The organism is Streptomyces sp. NPDC050617 (assembly GCF_040654795.1).
Taxonomy (GTDB): Bacteria; Actinomycetota; Actinomycetes; order Streptomycetales; family Streptomycetaceae; genus Streptomyces.
The window spans coordinates 204,108-229,687 of sequence record NZ_JBFAIS010000007.1 but is presented as its reverse complement, the minus strand read 5'-3'; the positions used below and the strand labels follow the sequence as shown (position 1 = coordinate 229,687).

The 25,580-nt window shown below is 71.2% G+C and carries 24 protein-coding genes and 1 tRNA gene; 17 read left to right on the top strand and 8 right to left on the bottom strand.

Annotated features, from left to right (window positions below):
• Together AB0I49_RS12760 and AB0I49_RS12755 are read left to right on the top strand one after the other, a co-directional pair.
• Positions 1-1,818: an alpha/beta hydrolase gene (locus AB0I49_RS12760; RefSeq protein ID WP_363226922.1), complete on the top strand. Its 1,818-nt coding sequence runs from the start codon at positions 1-3 to the stop codon at positions 1,816-1,818.
• A complete protein-coding gene (locus AB0I49_RS12755; RefSeq protein WP_363226921.1) occupies positions 1,815-2,786 on the top strand; it encodes a hypothetical protein in 972 nt (323 codons plus the stop codon). The genes AB0I49_RS12760 and AB0I49_RS12755 overlap by 4 nt, the downstream gene beginning before the upstream one ends.
• A gap of 57 nt (positions 2,787-2,843) precedes the next feature.
• On the opposite strand, the gene AB0I49_RS12750 is transcribed toward AB0I49_RS12755, so the two are convergent.
• Positions 2,844-2,918: transfer RNA gene (locus tag AB0I49_RS12750), tRNA-Cys, on the bottom strand.
• A 180-nt stretch (positions 2,919-3,098) separates the two neighbouring features.
• The gene (locus AB0I49_RS12745) at positions 3,099-3,965 is read right to left on the bottom strand and encodes an alpha/beta hydrolase (protein WP_363226920.1); all 867 of its coding nucleotides are present in this window, start codon (positions 3,963-3,965) and stop codon (positions 3,099-3,101) included.
• Positions 3,966-4,136: 171 nt separating this feature from the next.
• On the opposite strand from AB0I49_RS12745, the gene AB0I49_RS12740 reads away from it, so the two are divergent.
• From AB0I49_RS12740 to AB0I49_RS12700, 9 genes are all read left to right on the top strand, one after another.
• Entirely contained in the window at positions 4,137-5,042 is a 906-nt protein-coding gene (locus tag AB0I49_RS12740) for a LysR family transcriptional regulator (RefSeq protein ID WP_363226919.1), read from the top strand.
• 107 nt (positions 5,043-5,149) lie between these two features.
• A complete protein-coding gene (locus AB0I49_RS12735) occupies positions 5,150-5,716 on the top strand; it encodes a cysteine dioxygenase family protein (RefSeq protein ID WP_363226918.1) in 567 nt (188 codons plus the stop codon).
• Between the two features lie 107 nt (positions 5,717-5,823).
• Positions 5,824-6,804, top strand: a complete 981-nt coding sequence (locus AB0I49_RS12730; protein ID WP_363227001.1) for a putative sulfate exporter family transporter — start codon at positions 5,824-5,826, stop codon at positions 6,802-6,804.
• A gap of 111 nt (positions 6,805-6,915) precedes the next feature.
• Positions 6,916-8,490 (top strand): MFS transporter, encoded by a 1,575-nt coding sequence (locus tag AB0I49_RS12725; RefSeq protein ID WP_363226917.1) that lies wholly within the window; start codon positions 6,916-6,918, stop codon positions 8,488-8,490.
• A gap of 186 nt (positions 8,491-8,676) precedes the next feature.
• Positions 8,677-8,892, top strand: coding sequence for a hypothetical protein (locus AB0I49_RS12720; RefSeq protein ID WP_363226916.1), 216 nt, complete (start codon positions 8,677-8,679; stop codon positions 8,890-8,892).
• Entirely contained in the window at positions 8,889-9,281 is a 393-nt protein-coding gene (locus AB0I49_RS12715) for a type II toxin-antitoxin system death-on-curing family toxin (protein WP_363226915.1), read from the top strand. The genes AB0I49_RS12720 and AB0I49_RS12715 overlap by 4 nt, the downstream gene beginning before the upstream one ends.
• Positions 9,282-9,513: 232 nt before the next feature.
• Positions 9,514-11,301, top strand: coding sequence for a DEAD/DEAH box helicase (locus tag AB0I49_RS12710; protein ID WP_363226914.1), 1,788 nt, complete (start codon positions 9,514-9,516; stop codon positions 11,299-11,301).
• Between the two features lie 320 nt (positions 11,302-11,621).
• Positions 11,622-12,263: a helix-turn-helix domain-containing protein gene (locus AB0I49_RS12705; RefSeq protein WP_363226913.1), complete on the top strand. Its 642-nt coding sequence runs from the start codon at positions 11,622-11,624 to the stop codon at positions 12,261-12,263.
• Between the two features lie 221 nt (positions 12,264-12,484).
• Entirely contained in the window at positions 12,485-13,228 is a 744-nt protein-coding gene (locus tag AB0I49_RS12700) for a S16 family serine protease (protein ID WP_363226912.1), read from the top strand.
• 31 nt (positions 13,229-13,259) lie between these two features.
• On the opposite strand, the gene AB0I49_RS12695 is transcribed toward AB0I49_RS12700, so the two are convergent.
• From AB0I49_RS12695 to AB0I49_RS12675, 5 genes are all read right to left on the bottom strand, one after another.
• Positions 13,260-14,150, bottom strand: coding sequence for a glycine betaine ABC transporter substrate-binding protein (locus AB0I49_RS12695; protein WP_363227000.1), 891 nt, complete (start codon positions 14,148-14,150; stop codon positions 13,260-13,262).
• 140 nt (positions 14,151-14,290) lie between these two features.
• Positions 14,291-15,169 (bottom strand): ABC transporter permease, encoded by an 879-nt coding sequence (locus AB0I49_RS12690; protein ID WP_363226911.1) that lies wholly within the window; start codon positions 15,167-15,169, stop codon positions 14,291-14,293.
• Positions 15,166-16,440, bottom strand: coding sequence for a betaine/proline/choline family ABC transporter ATP-binding protein (locus AB0I49_RS12685; RefSeq protein WP_363226910.1), 1,275 nt, complete (start codon positions 16,438-16,440; stop codon positions 15,166-15,168). The genes AB0I49_RS12690 and AB0I49_RS12685 overlap by 4 nt, the downstream gene beginning before the upstream one ends.
• Entirely contained in the window at positions 16,433-17,080 is a 648-nt protein-coding gene (locus tag AB0I49_RS12680; RefSeq protein WP_363226909.1) for an ABC transporter permease, read from the bottom strand. Before AB0I49_RS12680 ends, AB0I49_RS12685 begins: the two co-directional genes overlap by 8 nt.
• Before the next feature lie 24 nt (positions 17,081-17,104).
• On the bottom strand, positions 17,105-17,608 hold the full coding sequence (locus AB0I49_RS12675; RefSeq protein WP_363226999.1) for an Lrp/AsnC family transcriptional regulator: 504 nt from the start codon (positions 17,606-17,608) through the stop codon (positions 17,105-17,107).
• A 101-nt stretch (positions 17,609-17,709) separates the two neighbouring features.
• Between AB0I49_RS12675 and hppD the strand changes: the two genes are divergently transcribed.
• The 4 genes from hppD to AB0I49_RS12655 all read left to right on the top strand — a co-directional run bounded on the left by hppD (position 17,710) and on the right by AB0I49_RS12655 (position 22,268).
• A complete protein-coding gene (hppD, locus tag AB0I49_RS12670) occupies positions 17,710-18,849 on the top strand; it encodes a 4-hydroxyphenylpyruvate dioxygenase (protein WP_363226907.1) in 1,140 nt (379 codons plus the stop codon).
• A 236-nt stretch (positions 18,850-19,085) separates the two neighbouring features.
• A complete protein-coding gene (locus tag AB0I49_RS12665; RefSeq protein WP_363226906.1) occupies positions 19,086-20,189 on the top strand; it encodes a teichoic acid biosynthesis protein C in 1,104 nt (367 codons plus the stop codon).
• A gap of 79 nt (positions 20,190-20,268) precedes the next feature.
• Entirely contained in the window at positions 20,269-21,639 is a 1,371-nt protein-coding gene (locus tag AB0I49_RS12660) for an FAD-linked oxidase C-terminal domain-containing protein (RefSeq protein WP_363226905.1), read from the top strand.
• Between the two features lie 233 nt (positions 21,640-21,872).
• Positions 21,873-22,268, top strand: a complete 396-nt coding sequence (locus AB0I49_RS12655; protein ID WP_363226904.1) for a VOC family protein — start codon at positions 21,873-21,875, stop codon at positions 22,266-22,268.
• A 31-nt stretch (positions 22,269-22,299) separates the two neighbouring features.
• Here AB0I49_RS12655 and AB0I49_RS12650 read toward each other — a convergent pair whose 3' ends face one another.
• A complete protein-coding gene (locus AB0I49_RS12650) occupies positions 22,300-22,773 on the bottom strand; it encodes an SsgA family sporulation/cell division regulator (RefSeq protein ID WP_363226903.1) in 474 nt (157 codons plus the stop codon).
• 359 nt (positions 22,774-23,132) lie between these two features.
• Between AB0I49_RS12650 and AB0I49_RS12645 the strand changes: the two genes are divergently transcribed.
• A complete protein-coding gene (locus AB0I49_RS12645) occupies positions 23,133-24,764 on the top strand; it encodes an RDD family protein (protein ID WP_363226902.1) in 1,632 nt (543 codons plus the stop codon).
• Between the two features lie 104 nt (positions 24,765-24,868).
• A complete protein-coding gene (locus AB0I49_RS12640) occupies positions 24,869-25,546 on the top strand; it encodes an RDD family protein (RefSeq protein ID WP_363226901.1) in 678 nt (225 codons plus the stop codon).
• The last annotated feature ends 34 nt before the right edge of the window (positions 25,547-25,580 follow it).

The following is a 25,580-nucleotide window of genomic DNA, read 5'->3' as shown; positions in this document are numbered from 1 at the left end:
ATGGATTTCGCAGCGCTCAAGGCCCTTAAGCCCTCCGATTTCGAGGAGGCGGCCGACAGCTATCGCGCGGTCAGTGAAATGGCCAGTGAGGCCAAGCGTGAGCTGGAGGACAAGATCCAGGCCACGATGCGCCAGTCCCTGAAGGGGGTTGTCGCGGACGCCGCCCTCGGCCAGTTGCACGAACTGGCCGAGGACTTCCACTACATGCAGGTGGAGTGCGGGCTGGTCAGCACGGCTCTGAACGCGTTCGCGGCGGATGTACGGCCGGCGAAGAAGAAACTGGACGCGGCCGTCGCGGACGCCGAGGCCAAGAATTTCTCGATCGGCCCGGACGGCTCGGTCAGCTATCCGGCGGCGGGCGACGAAGTGGACGGCAAGACCCCCAAGGGGGGTTCGGCCAATGGCGCCACCGACGAGACCGCCCGCGCCGTCGCCCGGCAGGCGGCCAATTTCGCGCCGAACCCGAACTTCCGCCCCGCCCAGGAGTGCGCCAACCGTATTGCCGAGGCGCTCAAGGCGGCGACGGAGGTCGATGACAAGTGGGCGCCGCAGCTACGGAAACTCATGGCCGATGACGATCTTTCCGTCTCCGACGACGACTGGGCCGATGTCCGGAAGGACATGCTTGGCGTTCGCAAGGACGCGAAGCAGTACCTGAACAGCATCAAGGGACCGCCCAAGAACGGCAGTCCGAAGGACAACGCGGCCTGGTGGAAGAGCCTCTCCGAACGCGAGAAGGCCGACTACGTGTCCTTGTACCCCGCCGGCGTGGGTGCCTTGGACGGGATCCCGTCAGCCGCCCGTGACGAGGCCAACCGCACCGTACTCGCCGAGTCCCACGGTGTCGCCCAGCAGCGGTTGGAAGACTGGCTCAAGAAAGAGCCCAAGCACTATCAGACCTATCTCAACCCCATGACGGGGACCGAGGTGAAGGGCGCGATGGTCGAGACCGTCGCATGGAAGAGGTGGAACGAGCAGAAGAAGGAGCTCGAAGGCCGAGTCCACGGCATGGACAAGATCGCGTCGCGCTTCGACACGCCGGACCCGCAAAGTCGCGCCTATCTGCTGGGCTTCGACAACAAGCGTCTCGGCCACGCCATCGTGTCCATCGGGAATCCGGACACCGCGGATAATGTGGTGACGTTCGTGCCCGGGACAGGATCTAAACTGGGTTCGGTTGACGGTGATATCCGCAAGGCGGAGCTGCTGCATAAGCAGGCGACGGTCGCCGATCCGACTCACGGGACGGCTTCGATTCTCTGGCTTGGCTATGACGCTCCACAGGACATCATGGGAGATGCTACGGATGCGAAATACGCTGACAATGCACGAGATCCCCTGAGCAAGTTCCTTTCCGGAGTTCAAACAGCCCATGGCGGGCATGTGAACTCGACGGTCCTGGGTCACAGTTACGGAACCCTCGTCGCTGGAGAGACGATGCGGGACCACCCCGACCTGCCCGTGGACAACGCCGTTTTCGTGGGCAGCCCCGGCGTGAGTGTGAACCATGCGAAGGACCTGCATATCCCGGCCGACCACGTATGGTCGGCAACGGCCAAGTACGACCTCATCAATCTGGCCCCACCGGACCCCACGAAAGGGTCACACAACCCATTGGCGTACGTGCGACGGCTAGTCGATGATCACTCGATCCTCTACGGAAACGACCCCACGTCAGATGAGTTCGGCGGGCGGACGTTCAAGGTCGCCGACGGTAAGCTCCCCGCAACGGACGGCCCCATGCCCGCTCACTCGCAGTATTGGGAGAACGCATCCCTCAAGCATCTGGCGAACATCGTGACCGGAGGACATTCGTGAATCTGCGCGGAGCGGTCTCGGCCGCGGCATTGTTGGCCATCACGGCTACGGTGGCAGGGTGCGGTACACAACAGGACGACAAGACGGACGGCGGGGCGACCCCGAAGCAGGTCAAAATGGATGAGAAGCAGGCTACCGAGCGCGCGGAGAAAATTATCCACGAAGCGGTGGACAGCATGTCGCCCAAGCCGACCTTGAAGGCTGTAGGGGGATCTCCCATCGGCCCCTGCGTGGCTCGGGACGACCACGGCCCCGACGACCGCGTACAACTCAGTCTCACCTATCAGCTGACCGGCGTACCGGGAACGGATGCCAAGAAACTGGTACGGCAGGCCAGGGACTCCTGGGTGAAGCTGGGATATAAATTCCAGTCCTCGGATGCAGACGGAGACTGGTCCGACCCATTTCCCTCCGTTGATATGCGTACGGAGCCTGACGACTTCTGGATCGACGCCGTTACGGGTGTGGTGGACCGTAAGAAGGGGGAAGGTCTTGCCGCTATCACGGTGACTTCGCCCTGCTTCACTTCGGGTGAGTCCGCGTCGGCCCACGCGAGTCCCGCCGCACTGCATCCCTCACAGACCGATGAGGACGCCGAGAAGCGGGTTCTCGGCCACTCCAGCCGGATCTACGACGCTCTCCACGCTTCGCACGGCCCGGCGCAGGAGGGCGAGGGGCTGCGTACGGTCCAGGACGCCGAGGGTGCGTCCCTCCTCCACACCTGGTCGACGGTGCCGCTCACCGAGGACGAGGCGGCTCGGGTCATGGGACGTGCGCAGGCGTATTTTGAGCGCACGGGCTGGAGTGTGCGCGCCCTGGGGACGGGAGAGGGATCGGACGCCTCCGCCGTGGTCGCGCTCCATGGGCAGGACGGCAGCATCGCGCAGGTTGCCCAGTCATCCACCAGGAAGATCCAGGTCGCCGTGAGCACGCCCGCCGATGCCGTATTGCGTGACACCGAGGTGTGACGGTGCACGCAGGCGCGATGGTCGAGGCGCCGCGTTTGGCTTGCCTGGTCAGGCAATTGGAGGCCGTGACCGGAATCGAACCGGCGTAACTCGCTTTGCAGGCGAGTCCCTCAACCACTCGGGCACACGGCCGTGTTGGTGTGCTGTATCGACCATAGGGCCGGGGGGTGTGGGGCTCAATGGGGCGTGCCTTCGCGCCACGTGACTGACATGCGGCGTTCATGGATGACGTTCATGGGTGGTGTTCATGGACGGCGTTCATGGGTGACCGTCAGGGGCTGGCGTCGTGGCGCGGGTCTCATGGCGTGGTGGTCAGGGGGATGACAGGAACTCTTCCACCAAGGGGCGGAACATGTCCGGTTCGTCGACCCAGGGGTAGTGGCCCACGCCGTGGAGGGGTTGTGAGCGGCCGTTCGGGAAGGACTCGGCGACGAGTTCGCCGGCGCGCATGCCCGTTACCGCGTCCAGGTCGCCCGTGACGACCAGGACCGGGCATGTGACGTGGCGCAGGCGTTCCAGGAGGGCGCGGCGGGCGGGTTCGTCCACGCCCTGCCAGAAGCCGGCTCGGGGGACCGGGCCGAGCTGGGCGCCCTCGGTCGCCGCGTGGGCGCGCTGCGGGGCGTCCCAGCGGCCGTACGCCAGCGGCGCCGCGCGGCGGAGCAGGTCGCGGACCTCGTTCATGTCCGACGCCTGGGCCAGGCCGTGCGCCGCCACGTACGCGTCCGGCCACCAGTCCTCCGTGGCGCGCGACTCGAAGATCTTCTCGGCGTCGTCGGGCAGTTCGCCCTGCAGCCTCGAACCGGGGCAGACGATGACCAGGTGGGTGAGGTGCTCGCCGTAGCCCGCCGCGTACGCCTGCGCCGTCGCCGCGCCCGCCGAGTGCGCCAGCAGCGCGAAGCGCTCCAGGCCCAGGTGGCGGCGGAGCGCCTCCAGGTCCTCGGCCAGGGAGGGGAACGCGTAGGCGGCCGGGTCGGCGGGGGTCGGGGAGCCGCCCGTACCCCGGCTGTCCGGGATGACCAGCGGGCGGTGTTCGTCCATCCCGCCGAGGTCGCCCAGGTACGCCGCGTCGCGGCCCGGTCCCCCCGCCAGGCAGATCAGCGGCGGCGTCGCCGCGCCGTCGCGCGGGCCCAGGACCCGATAGTGCAGTTCAGCGGCGTCGTACGAGGTGTAGTGCGGCATACGCTCCACCTTGCCCGTTCTCGGGCAAACCACTCCGTGAAGTGGGCGAAGTGGGTGAAGCGGGGGATGTGAGTGATGTGGGTTACGGGGGGCGGGGCGGGCGTACGTTTATGAACAGCGGCCTCTCCTCGGGTTTCTCCCCGCACTCCAACTTCTGCTTATGATTCAGGCGTGTTCGACTCGCGGCACATCAAGACGTTCCACGAGGTGGTCAAGGCCGGCTCCTACTCGGCGGCCGCCCGGTCCCTCGGCTACACCCAGCCCGCGATCACCCAGCAGATGAAGGCCCTGGAACGGTCCGTCGGCACCCCCCTCTTCACCCGCGTCGGCCGCCGCATGCGGCTCACCGAGGCCGGCGAGGCGCTCGCCCGGCACGCCGACGCCATCCTCGACACCCTCTCCGCCGCCCAGCAGCAGATGAGCGCCATAACCCGGCTGCGCGCCGGGCGCGTCCGCGTCTGCGCCTTCCCCAGCGCCAACGCCACCCTCATCCCCGAGACCATGGCCCGGCTCTCCGCCGAGCACCCCGGCGTACGGGCCGAGCTCCTCGAAGGCGAGCCGCCCGAGTCCCTGCAGCGGCTGGTGCGCGGCGAGTGCGACATCACCCTCGCCTTCACCTATCCCGGCCTGCACGAATCCGTTCCCGAGGAGCTGGCCGAGATCCCGCTCCTGGAGGACCAGCTCACCGTGCTGCTGCCCGCCGGGCATCCGCTCGCCCGCCGCCGCGCCGTCAAACTCGCCGACCTCGCCGAGGAGCGCTGGATCGCCGGGTGCCTGCGCTGCCGCGCCAACTTCCTCCACGAGTGCGCCGAGCAGGGCTTCGCCCCCGACATCGTCTTCACCACCGACGACAACCTGGTCGTCCAGTCCCTGGTCGCCGAGGGCCTCGGCGTCGCCATGGTGCCCGCGCTGGTCCTCTCCTTCCTCCGCCACGACAAGGTCACCGGGCGCGCCCTCGACCCCGCCTCGCGCCGCCAGGTCTCCGCGTACGTGCTCCGGGACCACCTCCGTATCCCCGCCACCGCGCTCGTACTCGACGAGTTGAAGGCCGTGGCGGAGCGCCGGGTGGGGTGCTGAGACCCATCGCCGGGCGTGCTCACAGCCGTAACACATAAGCCTGAGTTTGGTTCCGGCCAATGAACTGTCGTTGGACGTGATGGATCGCCTGGCTCGACGCTGCCTGTATGACCACTCCGACCGCAGCCCGGCCCACTGCGACGACCCCGCGCCTCGACCACCTCGTCGACGACGTGCGGCAGGCCGTGGGGCGCGGACTGCCGCCCGACCTGACGGCGCACCTGGTCGGTGAGGCGCTCGGCCCCCACCTCGGCACCGCCGACCTGCTCACCGACGAGCAGCGCGCCGGCGACCCCGACCACTACCGCCAGCACATCCTGCACGCCGAACACGACGGCAGCTTCTCCATCGTCGCCCTCGTCTGGCTGCCCGGCCAGCGCACCTCCATCCACGACCACGTCTCCTGGTGCGTCACCGGCGTCCACGAGGGCCGCGAGAGCGAGCGCCGCTACCGGCTCGTGCCCTCCGCCGTCGGCGCCCCGCCGCGGCTCGTCGCCACCGAGGACGTCGTCAACGAACAGGGCGACGTCTGCGGCTTCGCGCCCCCCGGCGACATCCACCGGGTCTGGAACGCCTGCGGCGACAAGGCGATCTCCCTGCACATCTACGGCGCCGACATCTCGCGCCTGGGCAGCAGCGTCCGCCGCGTGTACGAGCTCCCGGCCGACCGGTAATGGCTCTGGGGACGCAACGCGCCGCCACCGCAACCGCCGCCGCCCCGCCGAAGGGGACCAGACCTCCCCGCTGGAAGCCCGTCAAGAGCAAGGTCGCCGGGCTCGCCATGGCCGTGCTCGGCGTCGGCCTCGCCTGGGACGTGCACTGGCTCGTACCCGGCGTGCCCATGCTCACCGCCGCCGTCGTCCTCGGCATCGTCTCCGCGCACCTGCCCGGCCTACGGGGCGTGGTGCGCGGCGTCGCGCGGCCCGGACTGAGCTTCGCGGGCAAGCGGCTGATGCGCGTCGGCATCGTGCTGCTCGGCCTCAAACTCAGCCTCCACGACGTGCTCGGCATCGGCTGGGCCACCGTCGTGATGGTGCTCGCCGTCGTGACCGCCACGTTCTTCGGCACGCTCTGGCTCGGCCGCCGCATCGGGCTCCGCGGCGACCAGCCGCTGCTCATCGCCACCGGCTACTCGATCTGCGGCGCGTCCGCGATCGGCGCCGTCAGCGAGGTGACCGGCAGCGACGAGGAGGACGTGGCCACCTCCGTCGCGCTCGTCACGCTCTGCGGCACGCTCGCCATCGCCGTCCTCCCGCTGCTGCACCACCCGCTGGGCCTGGACGGAACGCAGTTCGGCCGGTGGGTCGGCGCGAGCGTGCACGACGTCGGGCAGGTCGTGGCCACCGCCCAGACCGCCGGGCCCTCGGCGCTCGGCGAAGCCGTGCTGGTGAAGCTGATGCGCGTCGCGCTGCTCGCCCCGCTGGTCGCGGCGGTGGCCCTCGCCGTACGGCGCCGCAAGCGGTACGACGAGCGCGCCGCCGACGGCGCGGCGAGCGGCAAGCGGCCGACCATCGTGCCGCTCTTCGTCCTCGGCTTCCTCGCGATGGTCGCGCTGCGCAGCACCGGCCAGGTGCCGGGCGGCGCCATCGACGCCGCGCAGGACGCCCAGGAACTCCTGCTCGCCGCGGCCCTCTTCGGCCTCGGCAGCGCGGTGCACCTGCCCACGCTCGTACGGACCGGGGGACGGGTCGCTGCGCTCGGGCTGTGCTCGTGGGTGGTGATCGCGGGCGCCTCGTACGCCGGGGTGCTGCTCACGACCTGAGGCGGCGAGCGGGCGCGTGTGCACGAGTGCGTATGTCCTAGGACGGATGGATGAGTTGATCACCAACTCGCGACAGGGGCCACGGCGGTTCGTGCCTCTTACGCTGACGGCATGACCGCTCTCGACCCGCGGGACGCGGGCGCCGCCGACGCCGTTGCCCCCGAAGCGCCGCCCTCCGCCGAGCCGCCCCGAATATCGGACGGCGGTACCGGTAGGGAAACCGGCGGCGACACCGTGCTCGGGCGCCGCTACCGCGCCCTCACCCTCGGCATCATCTCCGTCGTCTCGCTCATCGCCTTCGAGGCCAGCGCGATCAACACCGCGATGCCGGTCGCGGCCCGCGCCCTCGACGGGATCGAGCTGTACGCCTTCGCCTTCTCCGCCTACTTCACCGCGAGCCTCTTCGCGATGGCGCTCTCCGGCGAGTGGTGCGACCGGGCGGGCCCGCTCGTACCGCTGTTCACCGGCATCGCGACGTTCGGCGCCGGACTGGTCGTCGCGGGCTCCGCGCAGCAGATGTGGATGTTCGTGGCGGGCCGCGGCGTGCAGGGCATAGGCGGCGGGCTGGTCATCGTCTCGCTGTACGTCGTGGTCGGGCGGGCCTACCCGGAACGGCTGCGGCCGTCGATCATGGCCTCCTTCTCGGCGGCCTGGGTCCTCCCGGTCATCGTCGGGCCGCTCATCGCCGGGACCATCACCGAACAGCTCAGCTGGCGCTGGGTGTTCCTCTCCATCCCGGTACTGATCCTGCTGCCGCTGGCCGTCATGCTCCCCGCGCTGCGCAAGCTGCCGCCCGGCGAGCACACGGCCGCCATGGACCGCCGCCGCATCCTCCTCGCGCTCGCCGTCGCGGCGGGCGCCGGGCTGTTGCAGTACGCGGGCCGCGACCTGGCGTGGATCTCCCTGCTGCCGGCCGCGGCCGGGCTCGCCCTGCTGGTGCCGGGCATCCTGCGGCTGCTGCCGAAGGGGACGTTCCGGGCCGCCCGCGGGCTGCCGTCGGTGGTGCTGCTGCGCGGCGTCGCGGCGGGCTCGTTCCTCGGCGCGGAGAGCTTCGTGCCGCTGATGCTCGTGACCGAGCGCGGCATGTCCGCGACGCTGGCCGGGCTCTCGCTCACCGGCGGCGGGCTGACCTGGGCGCTCGGCTCGTACACGCAGAGCAGGCCGCGCCTGGAGCCGTACCGCGAGCGGATGATGAGCCTCGGGCTGCTGCTCATGGCCGCGGCCATCGTGCTCGTCTCGACGGCGCTGATCTCCGGGGTGCCGGCGTGGATCGTCGCCGTGTCGTGGTTCATCGGCGGGTACGGAATGGGGCTGACGATCTCCAGCGGCAGCGTGCTGCTCCTGAAACTCTCCCGGCCCGGCGAGGAGGGCTCCAACTCGGCCTCCCTCCAGGTCTCCGACGCGCTCGGCAACATCACCATGGTCGGCGTCGCGGGTGTCCTCTTCGTCGCCCTGGGCGGCGGAACCACTGGCGCCGCCGAGGGCGCCCACGCCTCGGCCTCCGCCTCCTCGGCCGCCCCGCCGGCGGCCTTCGCGGCCGTCTTCCTCACGATGGCGGGGGTGGCGCTGGTCGGCTCGTACATCGCGACCCGGCTGAAGCCGCGCGACGGTACGGAGGCGACGGCGGGCGCGGAGCCGGCGGCGGACGCGGAGCCGGCGGCGGGCGCGGAGCCTTCGGGGGGCTGAGCCGTTGGGCGCTTGAGCCGTTGGCACTGGGGCTGTTGGGCGCCTGAGCCGCAGGTAGCTGCGGGGTCGGCGGCCGTCTGCCCCCGCGGCCGTCTGCGGCGTCTGCCGCAGAGCCGCTGTCCGCGGCAGCCACGGGTGCGCCGAAAAACGTGTGACCTGCGGAGATTTGGCCGATAGCGTCGGGCGATGCAGCAAACGCCGACGCATCGACTCACCATCGACCTCCCCGACGACGAGTGGGAGGCCCTGCGCGACCTCGCCGACGCGCGGGGCGCCGAACCCGGCGAACTGGCACGCGAGAGCGTGCGCCGCCTTGTCGACCTGGAGGAGTCGCTGACCCGCGCGGACGCCATGCGCCTCGCCATGCGCCATGCCGGTCTCCTGCGGAGGCTGGGCCAGTGACCCGCCACCGCCACCTGACGCTGCGCGAGGTCACGGACATCGCCCGGATCGCGTGCGGGGAACAGGGGGTCCAGTTCCGGGAGGCCGGTCTGCTGGCCTCCGCCGCGTACCGGCCGCGGGCGCGGATGCTGGGCGTGGCCGCGTACGAGGACGTGTACGAGCAGGCGGCCGTGCTCCTGCACGCCATCGCCGCCAACCACCCGCTCGTGGACGGGAACAAGCGCACGGCGTGGCTGTCGGCCGCCGTCTTCCTCGCCCGCAACGGCATCGACCCCGCCGACGTGTCCCAGGACGCCGCATACGACCTGGTCATCGCCGTCGCCTCCGGCCGCACACGGGAGATCGCCGAGATCGCGGCGGGGCTGCGGGGGCTGGTGGGGGAGGGGTGAGGCGGCGGGGCTGGTGCGAGATCGGGCGCGGGTCCGGCCCCGAGCGCGGTACGTATAGGGGGATGCGGGAGTGCCGTACGTACAGGCGCGGGCCCACTCCGCAGCGCGGCCGGCGCCCCGGTGTGAGGTAGGTCGCACCCGGAGGGGATGGCGGGTTGTGGCGCCGGGGTGGGGAGGGGGACGCAGGTAGGCTGACGCGGTTGCCGATCGCCGAGCCAGCCCGACGGAGACCGTGACTACCACCGCCGCCAATCACCACCTCTCGCCCGCCTTTCCCGGCCGGGCCCCTTGGGGTACCGCGAACAAGCTGCGCGCCTGGCAGGAGGGCGCGATGGCCAAGTACATCCAGGATCAGCCGCGCGACTTCCTCGCCGTCGCCACGCCCGGCGCCGGGAAGACCACCTTCGCACTGACCCTCGCCTCCTGGCTGCTCCACCACCACGTCGTGCAGCAGGTGACCGTGGTCGCGCCCACCGAGCACCTGAAGAAGCAGTGGTCGGAGGCGGCGGCCCGGATAGGCATCAAGCTGGACCCGGAGTACAGCGCCGGGCCGCTGGGCCGCGAGTACCACGGCGTCGCCGTGACGTACGCGGGCGTCGGCGTCCGGCCGATGCTCCACCGCAACCGCTGCGAGCAGCGCAAGACCCTCGTCATCCTCGACGAGATCCACCACGCCGGCGACTCCAAGTCCTGGGGCGAGGCGTGCTCGGAGGCGTTCGACCCGGCGACCCGGCGGCTCGCGCTGACCGGCACGCCGTTCCGCTCGGACACCAACCCCATCCCCTTCGTCGCCTACGAAGAGGGCAACGACGGCATCCGCCGCTCCTCCGCCGACTACACCTACGGCTACGGCAACGCGCTCGCCGACGGCGTCGTGCGGCCCGTCATCTTCCTCTCCTACAGCGGACAGATGCGCTGGCGCACCAAGGCCGGCGACGAGATCGCCGCCCGGCTCGGCGAGCCCATGACCAAGGACGCCGTCTCGCAGGCGTGGCGCACCGCCCTCGACCCGCGCGGCGACTGGATGCCGAACGTGCTGCGCGCCGCCGACCAGCGGCTCAGCGAGGTGCGCAAGGCCATCCCCGACGCGGGCGCCCTCGTCATCGCCTCCGACCAGGAGTCGGCCCGCGCGTACGCCAAGCTGATCCGCGAGATCACCGGGCAGGGCGCCACGCTCGTACTCTCCGACGACAGCGGCGCCTCGCAGCGCATCGACGACTTCTCGCAGTCCGACGACCGGTGGATGGTCGCCGTCCGCATGGTGTCCGAGGGCGTGGACGTGCCGCGCCTCGCCGTCGGCGTCTACGCCACCACCATCTCCACGCCGCTCTTCTTCGCCCAGGCCGTCGGGCGCTTCGTACGGTCGCGGCGGCGCGGCGAGACCGCCTCCGTCTTCGTGCCGACGATCCCGACGCTGCTCACCTTCGCCAACGAGATGGAGGTGGAGCGCGACCACGTCCTCGACAAGCCGAAGAAGGAGGGCGAGGAGGACCCGTACGCCGAGGAGGACAAGCTCCTGGCGGAGGCCGAGAAGGAGCAGGACGAGGACACCGGCGAGGACGACCAGCTCTCCTTCGAGGCGCTGGAGTCCGACGCGGTCTTCGACCGGGTGCTGTACGACGGCGCGGAGTTCGGGATGCAGGCGCACCCCGGCAGCGAGGAGGAGCAGGACTACCTGGGGATTCCCGGGCTCCTGGAGCCCGACCAGGTGCAGATGCTGCTCCAGAAGCGGCAGACCCGCCAGATAGCGCACAGCCGGCAGAAGCCGGCCGCCGAGGCCGATCTCGTCGAGCTGCCGGCCGAGCGGCGGCCCATCGTCACCCACAAGCAGATGCTGGAACTGCGCAAGCAGCTCAACTCGCTGGTCGGCGCGTACGTGCACCAGAGCGGCAAGCCGCACGGCGTCATCCACACCGAGCTGCGCCGGGTGTGCGGCGGGCCGCCGAGCGCGGAGGCGACGGCCGGGCAGCTGAACGAGCGGATCAAGAAGGTGCAGGAGTGGGCCACGCGGATGCGGTGACGTGACGCTCGGCGCCGGACGGTGACCGGGTGGGGCTCCGCCCCTGCCGGAGCGAGCGGTTCCGCGGCGGATTCCGTGGCCGTCCACCGGACGGATTTCGCATATCACCCGCTCGCTGCCCGGATTGTGGGATAGCCCTTCCGCTCAGCGAACCGGCTCGCTACCGTGCCGGAACACGCACACGCCCCGTGGCAGCGCCGCCGCGGAGCGCAGCCGGTGCCGTGCGACAAGCGGCCGGCGGCCTCTCGCGCGCGCTGCCGGACGGGACCGGCGGCGTCCCCACCGCGACGGGAGCCGCCACTCACGTGAGGAGGGGCGTCGTGACCGCGGAGACCTCGCAGACGCTCGACCGAGGATTGCGCGTCCTCAAACTGCTCGCCGACACCGATCACGGGCTCACCGTCACCGAGCTGTCCACCAAGCTCGGGGTCAACCGGACCGTGGTCTACCGCCTGCTGGCGACGCTTGAGCAGCACGCGCTCGTACGCCGGGACATCGGCGGCCGGGCCCGCGTCGGGCTGGGGGTGCTGCGGCTCGGCCGCCAGGTGCACCCCCTGGTGCGGGAGGCGGCGCTGCCGGCGCTGCGCTCGCTGGCCGAGGACATAGGCGCCACGGCCCACCTCACCCTGGTCGACGGGACGGAGGCGCTGGCGGTCGCCGTCGTCGAGCCGACCTGGACCGACTACCACGTCGCCTACCGCGCCGGCTTCCGCCACCCGCTGGACCGCGGCGCCGCGGGCCGCGCGATCCTCGCCGCCCGCCGCGGCGAGACCGGCGATCCGGGCTACGCCCTCACCCACGGCGAACTCGAAGCGGGCGCGAGCGGCGCCGCCGCCCCGCTGCTGGGCGTGACGGGGATAGAGGGCAGCGTGGGCGTGGTGATGCTCGCGGACTCCGTCCCCGAACGCGTAGGCCACCGCGTCATGGACGCGGCGAAGGAGGTCGCGGAGGCGCTGCGGTGACGGGGCGCTCGCGCTGAGCGCAGAGCCGATGGGCGGTGAGCCGCCGGGCGGGCTGGTGCCCGTACGCGCCACAGGCCGTCCCACCGTCCCGCCGCCTCGCCCGTACGCTCCCCGCCGCCCCCGCCCGTACGCTCCCCCCCGTCCCTCGGAGGGGCCCGGGGTCCGTGTGAATTAGGGTGGCGGGCGTGTCTTCTCGTGGTCGGGTTCTTACGGTCTGCTCCGTGCTTGTCGTCGCGCTGCTCGCTGTGGCGGCCTTCGCGCCGTTGCCGTTCTCGCTGGCGCAGCCGGGGTCGACGGCCGATGTGCTGGGGTCGCGCCGCGGGGAGCAGGTGATCACGGTCAAGGGGGCCGACACCCGGAAGACCACCGGGCAGCTGCGGGCCACCACGATCGTCGCCACCGGGCCGGACGCCGATGTGCGGCTCGGCGACGTGATCGACAGCTGGTTCCGCACCGACCGGGCCGTCATGCCGCGGGACTCCGTCTACCCCGTCGGCAATACGACCGCCGAGGTCGAGAAGCACAACTTCGCCGACATGCGGAAGTCGCAGGACGCCGCCACCGAGGCCGCCCTGCGCTACCTGCACCGGTCGTCCAAGGACGTGAAGGTCACCCTCGACCTCGCCCGCATCGGCGGGCCCAGCGCCGGGCTGCTCTTCACCCTCGGCATCATCGACAAGATCGACGGCGACGGCCGCGGCGGCGAGCTCACCGGCGGCCGTACGATCGCGGGCACCGGCACCATCGACCCCGACGGGACCGTCGGCCCGGTCGGCGGCGTGCAGCTCAAGACGCAGGCCGCCAAGCGGGACGGGGCCACCGTCTTCCTCGTGCCGAAGGGCGAGTGCAAGGAGGCCGAGGCCGTACGCCCCGACGGCCTTCAGCTCATCCCCGTCACCACCCTCAAGGACTCCGTCTCCTCCCTCCGGGCGCTGGCGGCCGGGCGTTCCGTCCCCACCTGCTGAACCGCTGGGGCCTGCTGGACCGCGCGGGGCATCAGCCGCCCTTGATGAAGCCCTCCTCGATCAGCCAGTCCTTGGCGACCTCGTGCGGGTCCTGCCCCTCCACGTCCACCTTGCCGTTCAGCGTCCGCGCCACGTCGTTGGTGAGCTTCTTCGTGATCGGGCCGAGGACGTCCTTGATGGCCGGGTACTTCTTCATCGCCTTGCTGTTGATCTCGGGGGCGGCGTTGTAGTTGGGGAAGAAGTGCTTGTCGTCGCGCATCACTTCGAGGTTCATGGCCTTGATCCGGCCGTCCGTCGTGAAGACCTCGCCGTACGTGCACGAGCCGCCCTTGGAGACCTGCGTGTAGACGATGCCGCCGTCCATCTTCTGGATGTTCGAGGCGGGCACCCGCATCCCGTACTTCTTCTGCATGCCCGGCAGCCCGTCGTTGCGCGCCGCGAACTCGCTCTCCACGCACAGCGTCACCGCGGAGCGGTTCCTCTTCGCCAGCGCGGCGACGTCGGAGAGCGTCTTGGTGCCGTACTTCTTGGCGTTCGCGGGGTTCAGCGCCAGCGCGTAGGTGTTGTTGAGGGTGGCCGGCGGCAGCCAGGTGATGCCGTTCTTGAGGTCGGCCTCGTACACGGCCTGCCACTGCTCCTGCGGATCGGGTATCGGCTTGTCGTTGCCGAGGTAGGTGATCCAGGACGTGCCCGTGTACTCGTACATCGCGTCCGCGTCACCGGACTTGACGGCCTCGCGGGCGCCGATGGACCCCTGGATGTCGGTGCGGTCCAGGACGGTCGCCCCGGCGGCCTTGAAGGCGAGGCCCATGATCTGGCCCAGGATGATCTGCTCCGTGAACTCCTTGGAGGTGACGGTCAGATCGGCGCCCTTGAGCGGCTTGCCCTGGCCTATGGAGCCCGGCTGGACGTCGTCGACCATGGGGCTGCCGCTGGTCAGCCCGCAGCCGCCGAGGAGCAGCGGGGCCAGCAGGGCGCCCGCCGCGGCGGCAGCGGCCAGGGCCCGCCGGCGGGGCGCGCGGTACGGCGCGCTCAAGGGCGTACGGACCGGCGTACGTATCATCACTCGCTCCCCTCCAGACCGCGCGGCCGCAGCAGCAGTTCGGCCAGCGAGGCAAGCCAGTCCACGAGCAGGGCGAGCACGATCGTCAGCACGGACCCCAGCACGAGGATCGGCATCCGCTGATTGGTGATGCCCGTGGTGATCAGGTCGCCGAGGCCGCCGCCGCCCCCGAAGGCGGCGAGCGTCGCCGTGCCGACGTTGAGCACGAGCGCGGTCCGTACGCCCGCGAGGATCAGCGGCACGGCCAGCGGCAGCTCGACCTTGCGCAGCACCCCGGTCGCCGACATGCCTATGCCGCGCGCCGCCTCCACCAGCGTCGGGTCGATGGCCTTGAGCCCCGCGATGGTGTTGGAGAGCACGGGCAGCACGGCGTAGATGACGATGCCGAACAGCGCGGCCCGGCGGCCGATGCCCATCCAGATGACCAGCAGGGCCAGCAGGCCGATCGCGGGCGTCGCCTGGCCGATATTGGCGACGGCCATGGCGAACGGCGCCGCGCCGCGCAGCCGGCGGCGGGTGAGCAGGATGCCCAGCGGGATCGCGATGATCAGCACGAAGAAGGTGGAGAGGACGGTGAGGTAGATGTGCTGGCGCAGCCGCAGCCAGATGTTGCCGTCCGCGATCGAGTTGCGGGCGATCGAGTCGAGGTCGGCACCGCGGAACCAGAGCCACAGCGCGAGCAGGATCAGGGCCAGTACGGCCGGCATGTAGGTGAGCCGCCGCCAGGTGAGGCGGCGGGGCGGTTTCGGCGCGGGGGGCCGGGCAAGCCCGGCGGCGGGTTCGTCCACGTCCACCTCGTCACGGAAGGCGAGGCCCTTGACCTCGTGCTCGCCCGGAGCCCGTTCGTTCCTGGGCCGCTTGCGGTCCCGGCGGCTCACGAGACGTCCTCGGGACGGACGGCGGTCGCGCCCTCCTGCTCCCGTCTGGTCTGGTGCGCGCGCTGCTCCATCAGCGCGTGCTGGTGCTCGACGGCTTCGAGGCGGTCCTCCTCCAGCAACTGCTGCACGGAGTTCATCAGCGTCTCCATGTCGACGACGCCGGTGTACTCGCCGCGCCGCCCGGTGACGGCGACCCGCCCGGCGTTGTCGGTGAGCACGGCCTCCAGCGCGTCGCGCAGCGTGGCGTCGCGGGTGACGGTGTCGTGCACGAGCGTCCCGGCGCGGGCCAGCGACCCCTTGGCCCGCATCAGGTCGCCGCGGCGCAGCCATTTGTACGGGCGCCGGTACCGGTCGAGGAGCAGCACCTCGTTGGTGGAGCCCGAGCGCAGCATGTCGAAGAGGTTCTGGAGAGGGTCGTCGATGGTGGCGGTGGGGAAGTCGACGATCTCCACGTCGCGTACGCGGGTGAGGTTGAGCCGTTTGAGCGCCGCGCCCGCGCCCACGAAGCCGGAGACGAAGTCGTCGGCGGGGTTGGTGAGGATCGCCTCGGGGGTGTCGAACTGGGCTATGTGCGAGCGCTCGCGGAGCACCGCGATGCGGTCGCCGAGCTTGATGGCCTCGTCGAAGTCGTGGGTGACGAAGACGATGGTCTTGTGCAGCTCGTGCTGGAGCCGGATCAGCTCGTCCTGGAGGTGGTCGCGGGTGATCGGGTCGACCGCGCCGAAGGGCTCGTCCATCAGGAGTACGGGCGGGTCGGCGGCGAGCGCGCGGGCGACGCCGACGCGCTGCTGCTGGCCGCCGGAGAGCTGCCGCGGGTAGCGGCCCTGGAACTCGCCGGCGTCCAGCCCGACGAGGTCCAGCATCTCCTCGATGCGGTTCTTGACCTTGGACTTCGACCAGCCGATCAGCTTCGGCACGAGCGCGATGTTCTGGGCGACGGTCATGTGCGGGAAGAGGCCGGAGGACTGGATGGCGTAGCCGACCTTGCGGCGCAGCCGGACCGGGTCGATGCCGGTGACGTCCTCGTCGTTGATCCGTATCCGGCCGGAGGTGGGCTCGATCAGCCGGTTGATCATCTTCATGGTGGTGGTCTTGCCGCAGCCGGACGGGCCGACGAAGACCACCAGCTCACCGGCCTTGATGTCCATGTTGACGTCCTCCACCGCCGGGGCGGGGGTACCGGAGTAGTGCTTCGTCAGGTCCTCCAGCGCGATGGTGGCGCCGGTCGTCGTGGTGCTCGGCGCGCTGCTCTGCGTCGATGGTTCAGGCACGGATCCCCCTGGAGATGGTCAGCCGTCCGATGAGGACGTACACGGCGTCGAAGACGAGCGCGAGAATCACGATCCCGAGCGTCCCGGCGAGCACCTGGTTGAGCGCGTTGGCACTGCCCAGGGAGGAGATGCCGCGGAAGATCTCGTTGCCCAGGCCCGGTCCGGAGGAGTACGCGCCGATGGCCGCGATGCCCATCAGCATCTGGGTGGAGACCCGGATTCCGGTGAGGATGGGCGGCCAGGCGAGCGGCAGTTCCACGCGCAGCAGCCGGGAGAGGCGGGACATGCCGATGCCCTTCGCGGCGTCCACCAGGGTGGGGTCGACGCCGCGCAGCCCGACGATCGCGTTGCGGACGATGGGCAGCAGCCCGTAGAGGATCAGGGCGGTGACGGTCGGCGCGACGCCGAGTCCGGTGATCGGGATGAGCAGGCCGATCATGGCGAGGGAGGGGACCGTGAGGACCGTGGCCGTCGAGGTGATGGCGAGGTTCCCGGCCCACTCGCTGCGATAGGTGGCGACGCCGATCAATACCCCGATCAGGGTGGCGACGACCATGCACTGAAAGACGGCGCTCGCGTGCTGATAGGTGTCGGTGAGCAATTGCGCGTACCGGTTGCCGATGTATTCCCAGAAATTCACTGGGCCGCTCCCTCGACGCTGTGGTCAGTCCTCCGCCGCCTGTTTCACCAGCGGAATGATCCTGAGTGGCACCGGATTCTCCATCACGATCGCTGTGGACGCCCGGACAATGCCATCAAAACCCACAACCCGGTCGATCACACGTTGGAGGTCGGCGTTGGAACGGGCTACGAGGCGGCACAGCATATCGCCGTGGCCCGTCGTCGTATGCAGTTCGAGCACCTCCGGCACGCCCGCCAAATGGCTGCGGACGTCCGCCCCTTGGCCCTGTTTGATCTCCAGCGTCGCGAACGCCGTCACCGGGTATCCGATGGCCGCCGGGTCCACATCGGGGCCGAATCCGCGAATGACCCCATTGCCCTGCAAACGGTCCAAACGGGCCTGCGCGGTGCCGCGTGCGACGCCCAGCCGGCGCGACGCCTCCAGAATTCCTATCCGCGGCTCCAGAGCCAGTAGCTCCAGCAATCTGCCGTCCAAATGATCGATCAACGGGGCCTCCCGGGCGACGGTTCGACGGTCGATGGTCATCATGTACAGAACGCTCGGAGATACTGCCCTATCGCTGTGCAGATTGCCCAGGGAAAACGCAAACTATTGCGCATCTTGTGGTTCGGAGAGAGCCTGCGGCCATGACAGAGACCCTGCACACCCCCAGCACCGCACGGCAGGCCGACCCCTTCCCGGTCAAGGGGATGGACGCGGTCGTGTTCGCCGTCGGCAACGCGAAGCAGGCCGCCCACTACTACTCCACGGCCTTCGGCATGACCCGCGTCGCCTACTCGGGCCCCGAGAACGGCAGCCGCGAGACGGCCAGCTACGTCCTCGAATCCGGCGGCGCCCGATTCGTGTTCACCTCCGTCATCAAGCCCGCCTCCGAGCACGGGAAGTTCCTCGCCGACCACGTCGCCGAGCACGGCGACGGCGTCGTGGACCTCGCCATCGAGGTGCCGGACGCCCGCGCCGCGTACGCCTACGCCACGGCGCACGGCGCCACCGGCCTCCAGGAGCCGTACGAGGTCAAGGACGAGCACGGCACCGTCGTGCTGGCCGCCATCGCCACCTACGGCAAGACCCGGCACACCCTCGTCGACCGCTCCGGCTACGACGGCCCGTACCTCCCCGGCTATGTCGCCGCCGAGCCGATCATGGAGCCGGTGGCGCGCCGCTTCCAGGCGATCGACCACTGCGTGGGCAACGTGGAACTCGGCCGGATGAACGAGTGGGTCGAGTTCTACAACAACGTCATGGGCTTCACGAACATGAAGGAGTTCGTGGGCGACGACATCGCCACCGAGTACTCCGCGCTCATGTCGAAGGTCGTCGCGGACGGCACCCGGAAGGTGAAGTTCCCGCTCAACGAGCCGGCCATCGCCAAGAAGAAGTCGCAGATCGACGAGTACCTGGAGTTCTACGGCGGGCCGGGCGTGCAGCACATCGCGCTCGCCACCAACGACATCGTCGCGTCCGTACGCGCCATGCGGGCGGCCGGCGTGCAGTTCCTCGACACCCCGGACTCGTACTACGACACGCTGGGGGAGTGGGCCGGCGAGACGCGCGTCCCCGTGGAGACGTTGCGCGAACTGAAGATCCTCGTGGACCGCGACGAGGACGGCTATCTGCTCCAGATCTTCACCAAGCCGGTCCAGGACCGTCCGACCGTCTTCTTCGAGATGATCGAGCGGCACGGCTCGATGGGCTTCGGGAAGGGCAACTTCAAGGCGCTCTTCGAGGCCATCGAGCGCGAGCAGGAGAAGCGCGGCAACCTCTGACGTCCGTATCGGGCCCGGGCACGCCGGGTTCGAACGCGCCGGGTTCGAACGCGCCGGGCGAGCGGGCCGGAACCACGGGTTCCGGCCCGCTCGCCGTATCCGCCCTGAGCCGCCCCCGTTTCTCATACGGATGAACTTGCCCCGCGACACGCACTCCGCACCCCGATCCCGGTCATGCACTGGACCTGACATGGCGGCGCGAGAGACGTGAGAGAGGGCAGCATCGTATGGGGCTGATGGAACAGCGGGGCCTGGCACCGGAGCAGGGACAGCGGCAGCGGCAGGACCAGGAGCGGACGATCGGCCGCAGACGGCTCCTCGGGCTGGGCGGCGCGGTCTCGGCGGCTGCCGTGCTGACCGCGCTCGACGGCCGCGCGGCGCGGGCCGCCGCCGGGGCGGCCGGGGCCGTCGAGCCCGCCCTACGGGCGGAGCCCTTCGGCTCGCCCCCCTGGATCGACTTCTCCAAGGCCCCCACCCGGCTGATCCACGGCGCGAAGCTCCACCACACCACCGTCCTCCAGTCCTTCGGCTACGACGAGCGCCGCGGCCACCTCTACGCGCTCCAGGTGATGCAGGGCGGCGTCAAACTGCGCGGCGAACCGCGCGCGTACTCGCACGCGGAGCGGCAGCGCAACGGCGACCTCTGCCTCAACCGGCTCTCCACCGGCGGCAGACGGCTCGGCCGGATGTTCCTCAAGGGGTTCGGCCACGGCGGCACGATCGGCGTCGACCCCGACGCGGGCGCCGCCGGGCTGTGGACCGAATGGGACGCCCACCCCGGCAGCGGCTACGGGCGCGGCGTCGCCCGCATCGCCTACGCGGAGGGCTCCGTCCTGCACACCGACCGCGCGGCCCCGGCCACCTACCGCCCGAAGCCCGGCACCACCGGCAACTACCCGGCCATCGACCCGACCACCCGCCGGCTGCTGCTGCGCTACCTCAAAAAGGGCAAGCCCCGCTACGCGCTCTACGACCTCGACGCCTTCGCCGCCCGGCGGTTCGACCCGCTCGCCGACTTCGCCCAGCCCGGCACGGAACTGCGGCTGCCCTACCAGGGGATGGCGGTGCGCGGCGACTACGCGTACCAACTGCTCGGCAGCGCCTACGGCCCGAAGAACCCGCGCCCCTCCGGCGGCAACACCCGCATCTTCTGCATCGACATGCGCAGCGGCGAGGTCGTCCAGGAGGAGCGGATCCTCGCGGGGAAGTCCCTCGACCCGCGCGAGCCGGAGGGGCTCGCGGTCATCGGGAGCGCCGCGGCGCCCCGGCTGTGCATGGGGTTCGCGACGGGGGCGGCGCGGGGCCGCGCGTACTCGATCTACCAATGGGGCGGCCGCTGACGGCGACGGCCGGCAGGCACGGGGGCCGCCCGGTGACGCGATCTTCCCTACCGGCCCCCGGAGTGCGAGGGTGATGAGCATGGGCGGCGACTTGATCAAACTCCTGTGCGACGGGCTCCCTGCCGAAGCGGTCCTCACCGACCCCGACATCACCCGCTCGTACGCCAACGACATGGCCGGCTTCTGCACGGCCGGGCTACCCGCGGCGGTCGTGCTGCCGCGCACCGTCGAAGAGGTGCGGCACGTCATGCGCACCGCCACCGCGCGGCGCGTACCCGTCGTGCCGCAGGGCGCCCGCACCGGCCTGTCCGGCGCGGCCAACGCCGTGGAGGGCTGCATCGTGCTGTCCCTCACCGCGATGGACCGGATCATCGAGATCAACCCCGTCGACCGGATCGCCGTCGTCGAACCGGGCGTCGTCAACGCGGTCCTCTCCCGCGCCGTCGCCGAACAGGGCCTCGCCTACCCGCCCGACCCCTCCAGCTGGGAGGAGTGCACCATCGGCGGCAACATCGGCACCGCCTCCGGCGGCCTGTGCTGCGTCAAGTACGGCGTCACCGCCGACTACGTCCTCGGCCTCGACGTCGTCCTCGCCGACGGCCGCCTGCTGCGCACCGGCCGCAGCACCGCCAAGGGCGTCGCCGGCTACGACCTCACCCGCCTCTTCGTCGGCTCCGAGGGCAGCCTGGGCGTCGTCGTACGGGCCGTGCTCGCCCTCAAGCCCGCGCCGCCCCGCCAGCTCGCGCTCGCCGCGGAATTCCCCTCCACGGCCGCCGCCTGCGCCGCCGTCTGCGACATCATGGCCCGCGGCCACGCCCCCTCGCTGCTCGAACTCATGGACCGCACCTCCGTACGGGCCGTCAACGCGCTCGCCCGCATGGGCCTGCCCGAGACCACCGAGGCGCTGCTGCTCGCCGCCTTCGACACCCCCGACCCGTCCGCGGACCTCGCGGCGGTCGGCGCCCTGTGCACCGCGGCCGGCGCCACCGAGGTCGTCCCCGCCGACACCGAGGCCGAATCCGAACTCCTGCTCAAGGCCCGCCGGCTGACCCTCACCGCCCTGGAAGCGCTCAAATCCGCCACGATGATCGACGACGTGTGCGTGCCCCGCTCCCGCCTCGCCGACCTCCTCGACGGCGTCGCCGCCATCGCCGACAAGCACCGCCTGACCATCGGCGTCTGCGCCCACGCCGGCGACGGCAACACCCACCCCACCGTCTGCTTCGACCCCGCCGACCCCGACGAGGCCCGCCGCGCCCGCGCGTCCTTCGACGAGATCATGGCCCTCGGCCTCGAACTGGGCGGCACCATCACCGGCGAACACGGCGTCGGCCTCCTCAAACGCGACTGGCTCGCCCGCGAACTCGGCCCGGTCGGCCTGGAGATGCAGCGCGGCATCAAGCACACCTTCGACCCGCTCGGCATCCTGAACCCGGGGAAGGTCCTCTGAGCCCCCGCCGAGGGCACGAGGGTCCGGGCTGGGCAGGACAGGGCAGGGCAGGCAGGGCAGGGGTTTAGGGCGAGGGACGTAGGGCGCGGGGACCGGGGGCGGCGCGGGCGGACTCGTCCGGAAGTCCGATGCGGGCGCGGACGCACGGAACGTACGGTCGAAAGCGCACCGAGCAAGCGCTGAGAAAGCACCGAGTAAACGGAAATAACGGCTTTCATCTCCCTGGAGGTTCCGTGCCCGCGCAGCTCAACCACCTGATCGTGCACAGCTCCGACCGCTTCGCCTCCGCCCGCTTCGTCACCGAGCTCCTCGGCGTGCCGGAGCCGAAGTCCTTCGGGCCGTTCGCCGAGATAACGCTCTCCAACGACGTCACCGTCGACTACGCCGACGACCACCTCCCCGAGGGCCTCAAGATCGTGCCGCAGCACCTCGCCTTCCTGGTCTCCGAGGACGAGTTCGACGAGATCTTCACGCGCATCAAGGAGCGCGCGCTGCCGTACTGGGGCGACCCCTTCCACACCGAGCCCCAGCAGATCAACCACCGGCACAACGGCCGGGGCGTCTACGTCGACGACCCGGACGGACACGCCATCGAGTTCCTGACCCACCCGTACATCAAGGACGAGTGACCACGCGCCGCCGCCCACGGGCGGCGGCCCGCTACGCGCCCTCCGGCGAGTCGTCGGACGGCCACGGGCCGCGCAGCCACAGGTCGTCGCCCGGGGTGGGGGCCAGCAGCTCGCGCAGCGCGTCGTCGATGGCGAGGCGCTCGTGCTCCGAGCCGGGCGCCACGGCCCGCAGGGTCCGCTCCAGCCACGCGGAGACCGCCGAGGCGGGCGCCTCCAGAAGCGCGTCGCCGTCCGGGGACGACAGCGCCATGCAGACGATGCTGCGGCCGTCGACCTTCGTCGGCCACACCCGGACGTCCCCGTGCCCGCACGGCCGAAAGACGCCCTCCACCAGCAGCTCGCGGGCGAACGTCCAGTTCACGGGGGATTCCGAGGTCACGTGGAAGCTGATGTGGACGGCGAACGGATCGTCGGTGCTGTAGGACAGGCGGGCCGGTACGGGGATGCTGCGCTCCGGCGACAGCACCAGGTTGAGCTCCAGCTCTCGTTCCACCACGGTGTGCATGAAGTGCGCCCTCTCTGCTCTGTATCTCTCGGTGCGCAGCCCCTGTGTGAACGGGCCCGCACCGGATAGAGCGCGCTGCCCCCCACGCCATTACGCGACTTCCCGAAAACATTCCGAATATCTTCCGGCTCGCACGTGCGGGTGGTGCTCCGGCCGGTCGGCCCCGAGTGCCCGGCCCTTCTGGTAGACCTGTTCCCCGCGCACCCGGTTGCGTTGTGTGCATTGAGGTCACGAAGCAGCGAGGTCGCGAAGCGACGAGCGCGCCCTACACCTCCTCGCGCCGGTGCGGCAGACTGCTTACGCCCCACCGAGCACCACACGACACAGCACGGCCGAACAGATACGGGACATCGGACATCATGAGCGCGTCTACCTCAGGATCAGCCGACGGCAGCCCCACCCCCGGCTTCTATCCGGACCCGTCCATCCCCGGCTACATCCGGTACTGGAACGGCGCGGCATGGGTCCCCGGCACCAGCCGGCCCGCCCCGAAGGACGGCGAGGCGATGCCCGCCGCCCCCGCCGGCGCGGCCCCGCCGCCGCTCGCCCCGCCCGTGGCGTCCTCGGCGGTGCGGGCGGACGCGGCGGGCCGGGCGGAGGCAGCCCGGGCGGAGGCCCGCGCCGAGGCCGTGCGCGCGGAGAGCGGACGTGCTGAAAGCGGTCGGGGCGACTCCGCGCGGCCCGCCGTCGCGCTGCCCGAGGAGACCGGGCCGATGTTCCTCGACGAGGAGCCCGAGCCGCTGCCGCGCGCGGCAGCCGCGGACGTACGGCCCGAGCCGGCCGCCGGCTGGCCGTCCGACACCTCGCGCCGCGGCGGCTTCGGCGGCGAGCAGGACCGCCGCAGCGCCTGGGGCTCGGACGAGCCCGGCGCCGACGAGCGGCCCGAGACGGTGTCCGCCGCCGCGCCCCGGACGGCGGAGCCGGAGGCGGGGGCGCGCGAGGCCGCCGGATACGCGCCCGCCGCGCGGTCCGCGCCCGAGGACGTCGTCTGGCCCGCCCCGGCCGAGAGCACCGAGGTCGCTCCCCAGGCCCCCGTGCCCGCCCAGGGCGGCGGCTCCGCGCCGGTGCCGCCCGTACGCGCCGCCGAGCCCGGCGCCGAGCCGTGGGCCGCTCCGGGCGGCGGGGCGATGGCCGGGTACGGGCGCGGTACGGACGTACCCGAGGCGCGCGTGCAGCCCGCGCCGGCCGGCCGACCGGATCAATCAAGCCAACCCGCCCAACCTGCCCAACCCGGCCCGATCAGTCATCCCGGCCACCCCGGTCAACAAGGGCAGCAGGGACAGCAGGGGCCGCAGGCCGTTCCGCCTCCGCAGGGGTTCGTGCCCGCCCAAGGCGGGGGCGCGCCCGCGTGGTCGCAGCAGCCGACGCGCTCCGAGGGGGCGCACGCGGGCGCGTACGGACCAGCGGCCGCGGCAGCCCCGGCGGCTCCGGCGGCCTCGGCGGAGAGCGTCATCCCGTGGAAGCCCCCGGTCGACGATCCCTTCCTCCAGGCGGCGCAGGCGCAGGGCAAGCCCGCCTCCCTCGGCCGCCGCCTCGGCGCGCGGCTGATCGACTCGGTGGTGCTGGGGGCCGTCGTGGCCGCCGCGGCCGTGCCGCTGTGGGCGAAGGCGGCCGACCACATCGACGGCAAGGTCGAAGGGGCCAAGCAGTCCGGCGAGACCGTGACCGTCTGGCTCCTGGACGGCACGACCGGCGCCTACCTCGGCATCGTGCTGGCCGTGCTGCTGCTGGCCGGGGTCGCGTACGAGGCGCTGCCGACCGCCAAGTGGGGCCGCACGCTGGGCAAGAAGCTGTGCGGGGTGCGGGTGCTGGGCATCGAGGACCACGAGAAGCCCTCGTTCGGGGCGGCGCTGCGCCGGTGGCTGACGTACGGCGTGCTGGGCCTGCTGGTGATCGGCGTCGTGAACGTCCTGTGGTGCCTGTTCGACCGGCCGTGGCGGCAGTGCTGGCACGACAAGGCGGCGCACACCTTCGTGGCGCGGGCCCGCTGAGCCCGACGGCAGGGTCTGTACGGCCGCGTTCCGGCGCGGCTCGAATTCCACCCGGACGGCGCGAGCCGGGTGCGACGGCACCCGCGGGCCGGTCTACTGGGTCCATGAGTAGCGACCAGGCGCGGCCGCCCGAGGACGACCCGTTCCGGAAGAGGCCGCAGGATCCGCCGCCTTCCGCCCCTCCGCCCCCGCCGTACGACGCGGGTGCGCCGGCCGGCGGAGGCGGTGGACCGTACGGCGGCGGGGGCGGTGGTCCGTACGGCGGTGGTGGTCCGTACGGAGGCGGGGGCGGGCCCGGCAATCCGTACGGCGATCAATTCGGCGCGGCCGATCCGCTGGCGGGGATGCCGCCGCTCGCGGGCCTGGGCCGGCGGCTCGTGGCCCGCATCGTCGACGGGCTCATCGTCGGCATTCCGGTCAGCGTCATCGCCACGCTGGTGATCGGCGGCTACGACCCGACCAAGGACACCGTGAAGTCCACGAGCCTGTCGGTCATCATCTCCCTCGTCTACTTCGTGTACGAGGGGCTGATGCTGACCAGCCGCGGCCAGACCGTCGGCAAGCGGATGATGAAGATCCGCGTGGCGATGCTGGAGAACGGGGCGATCCCGGCGGGCCGGCCCGGCTGGGCGCGGGCCGCCACCTACTCCCTGCCGGAGATCGTGCCGTGCTGCGGCTTCATCTTCTGGCTGGTCAATGTCCTGTGGTGCACCTGGGACAAGCCGTATCGGCAGTGTCTGCACGACAAGGCGGCCAGGACCGTGGTGGTCGCCGCGGGGTGAGCCGGGGCGTGCGCCACGGGGACAAAAACGTTTT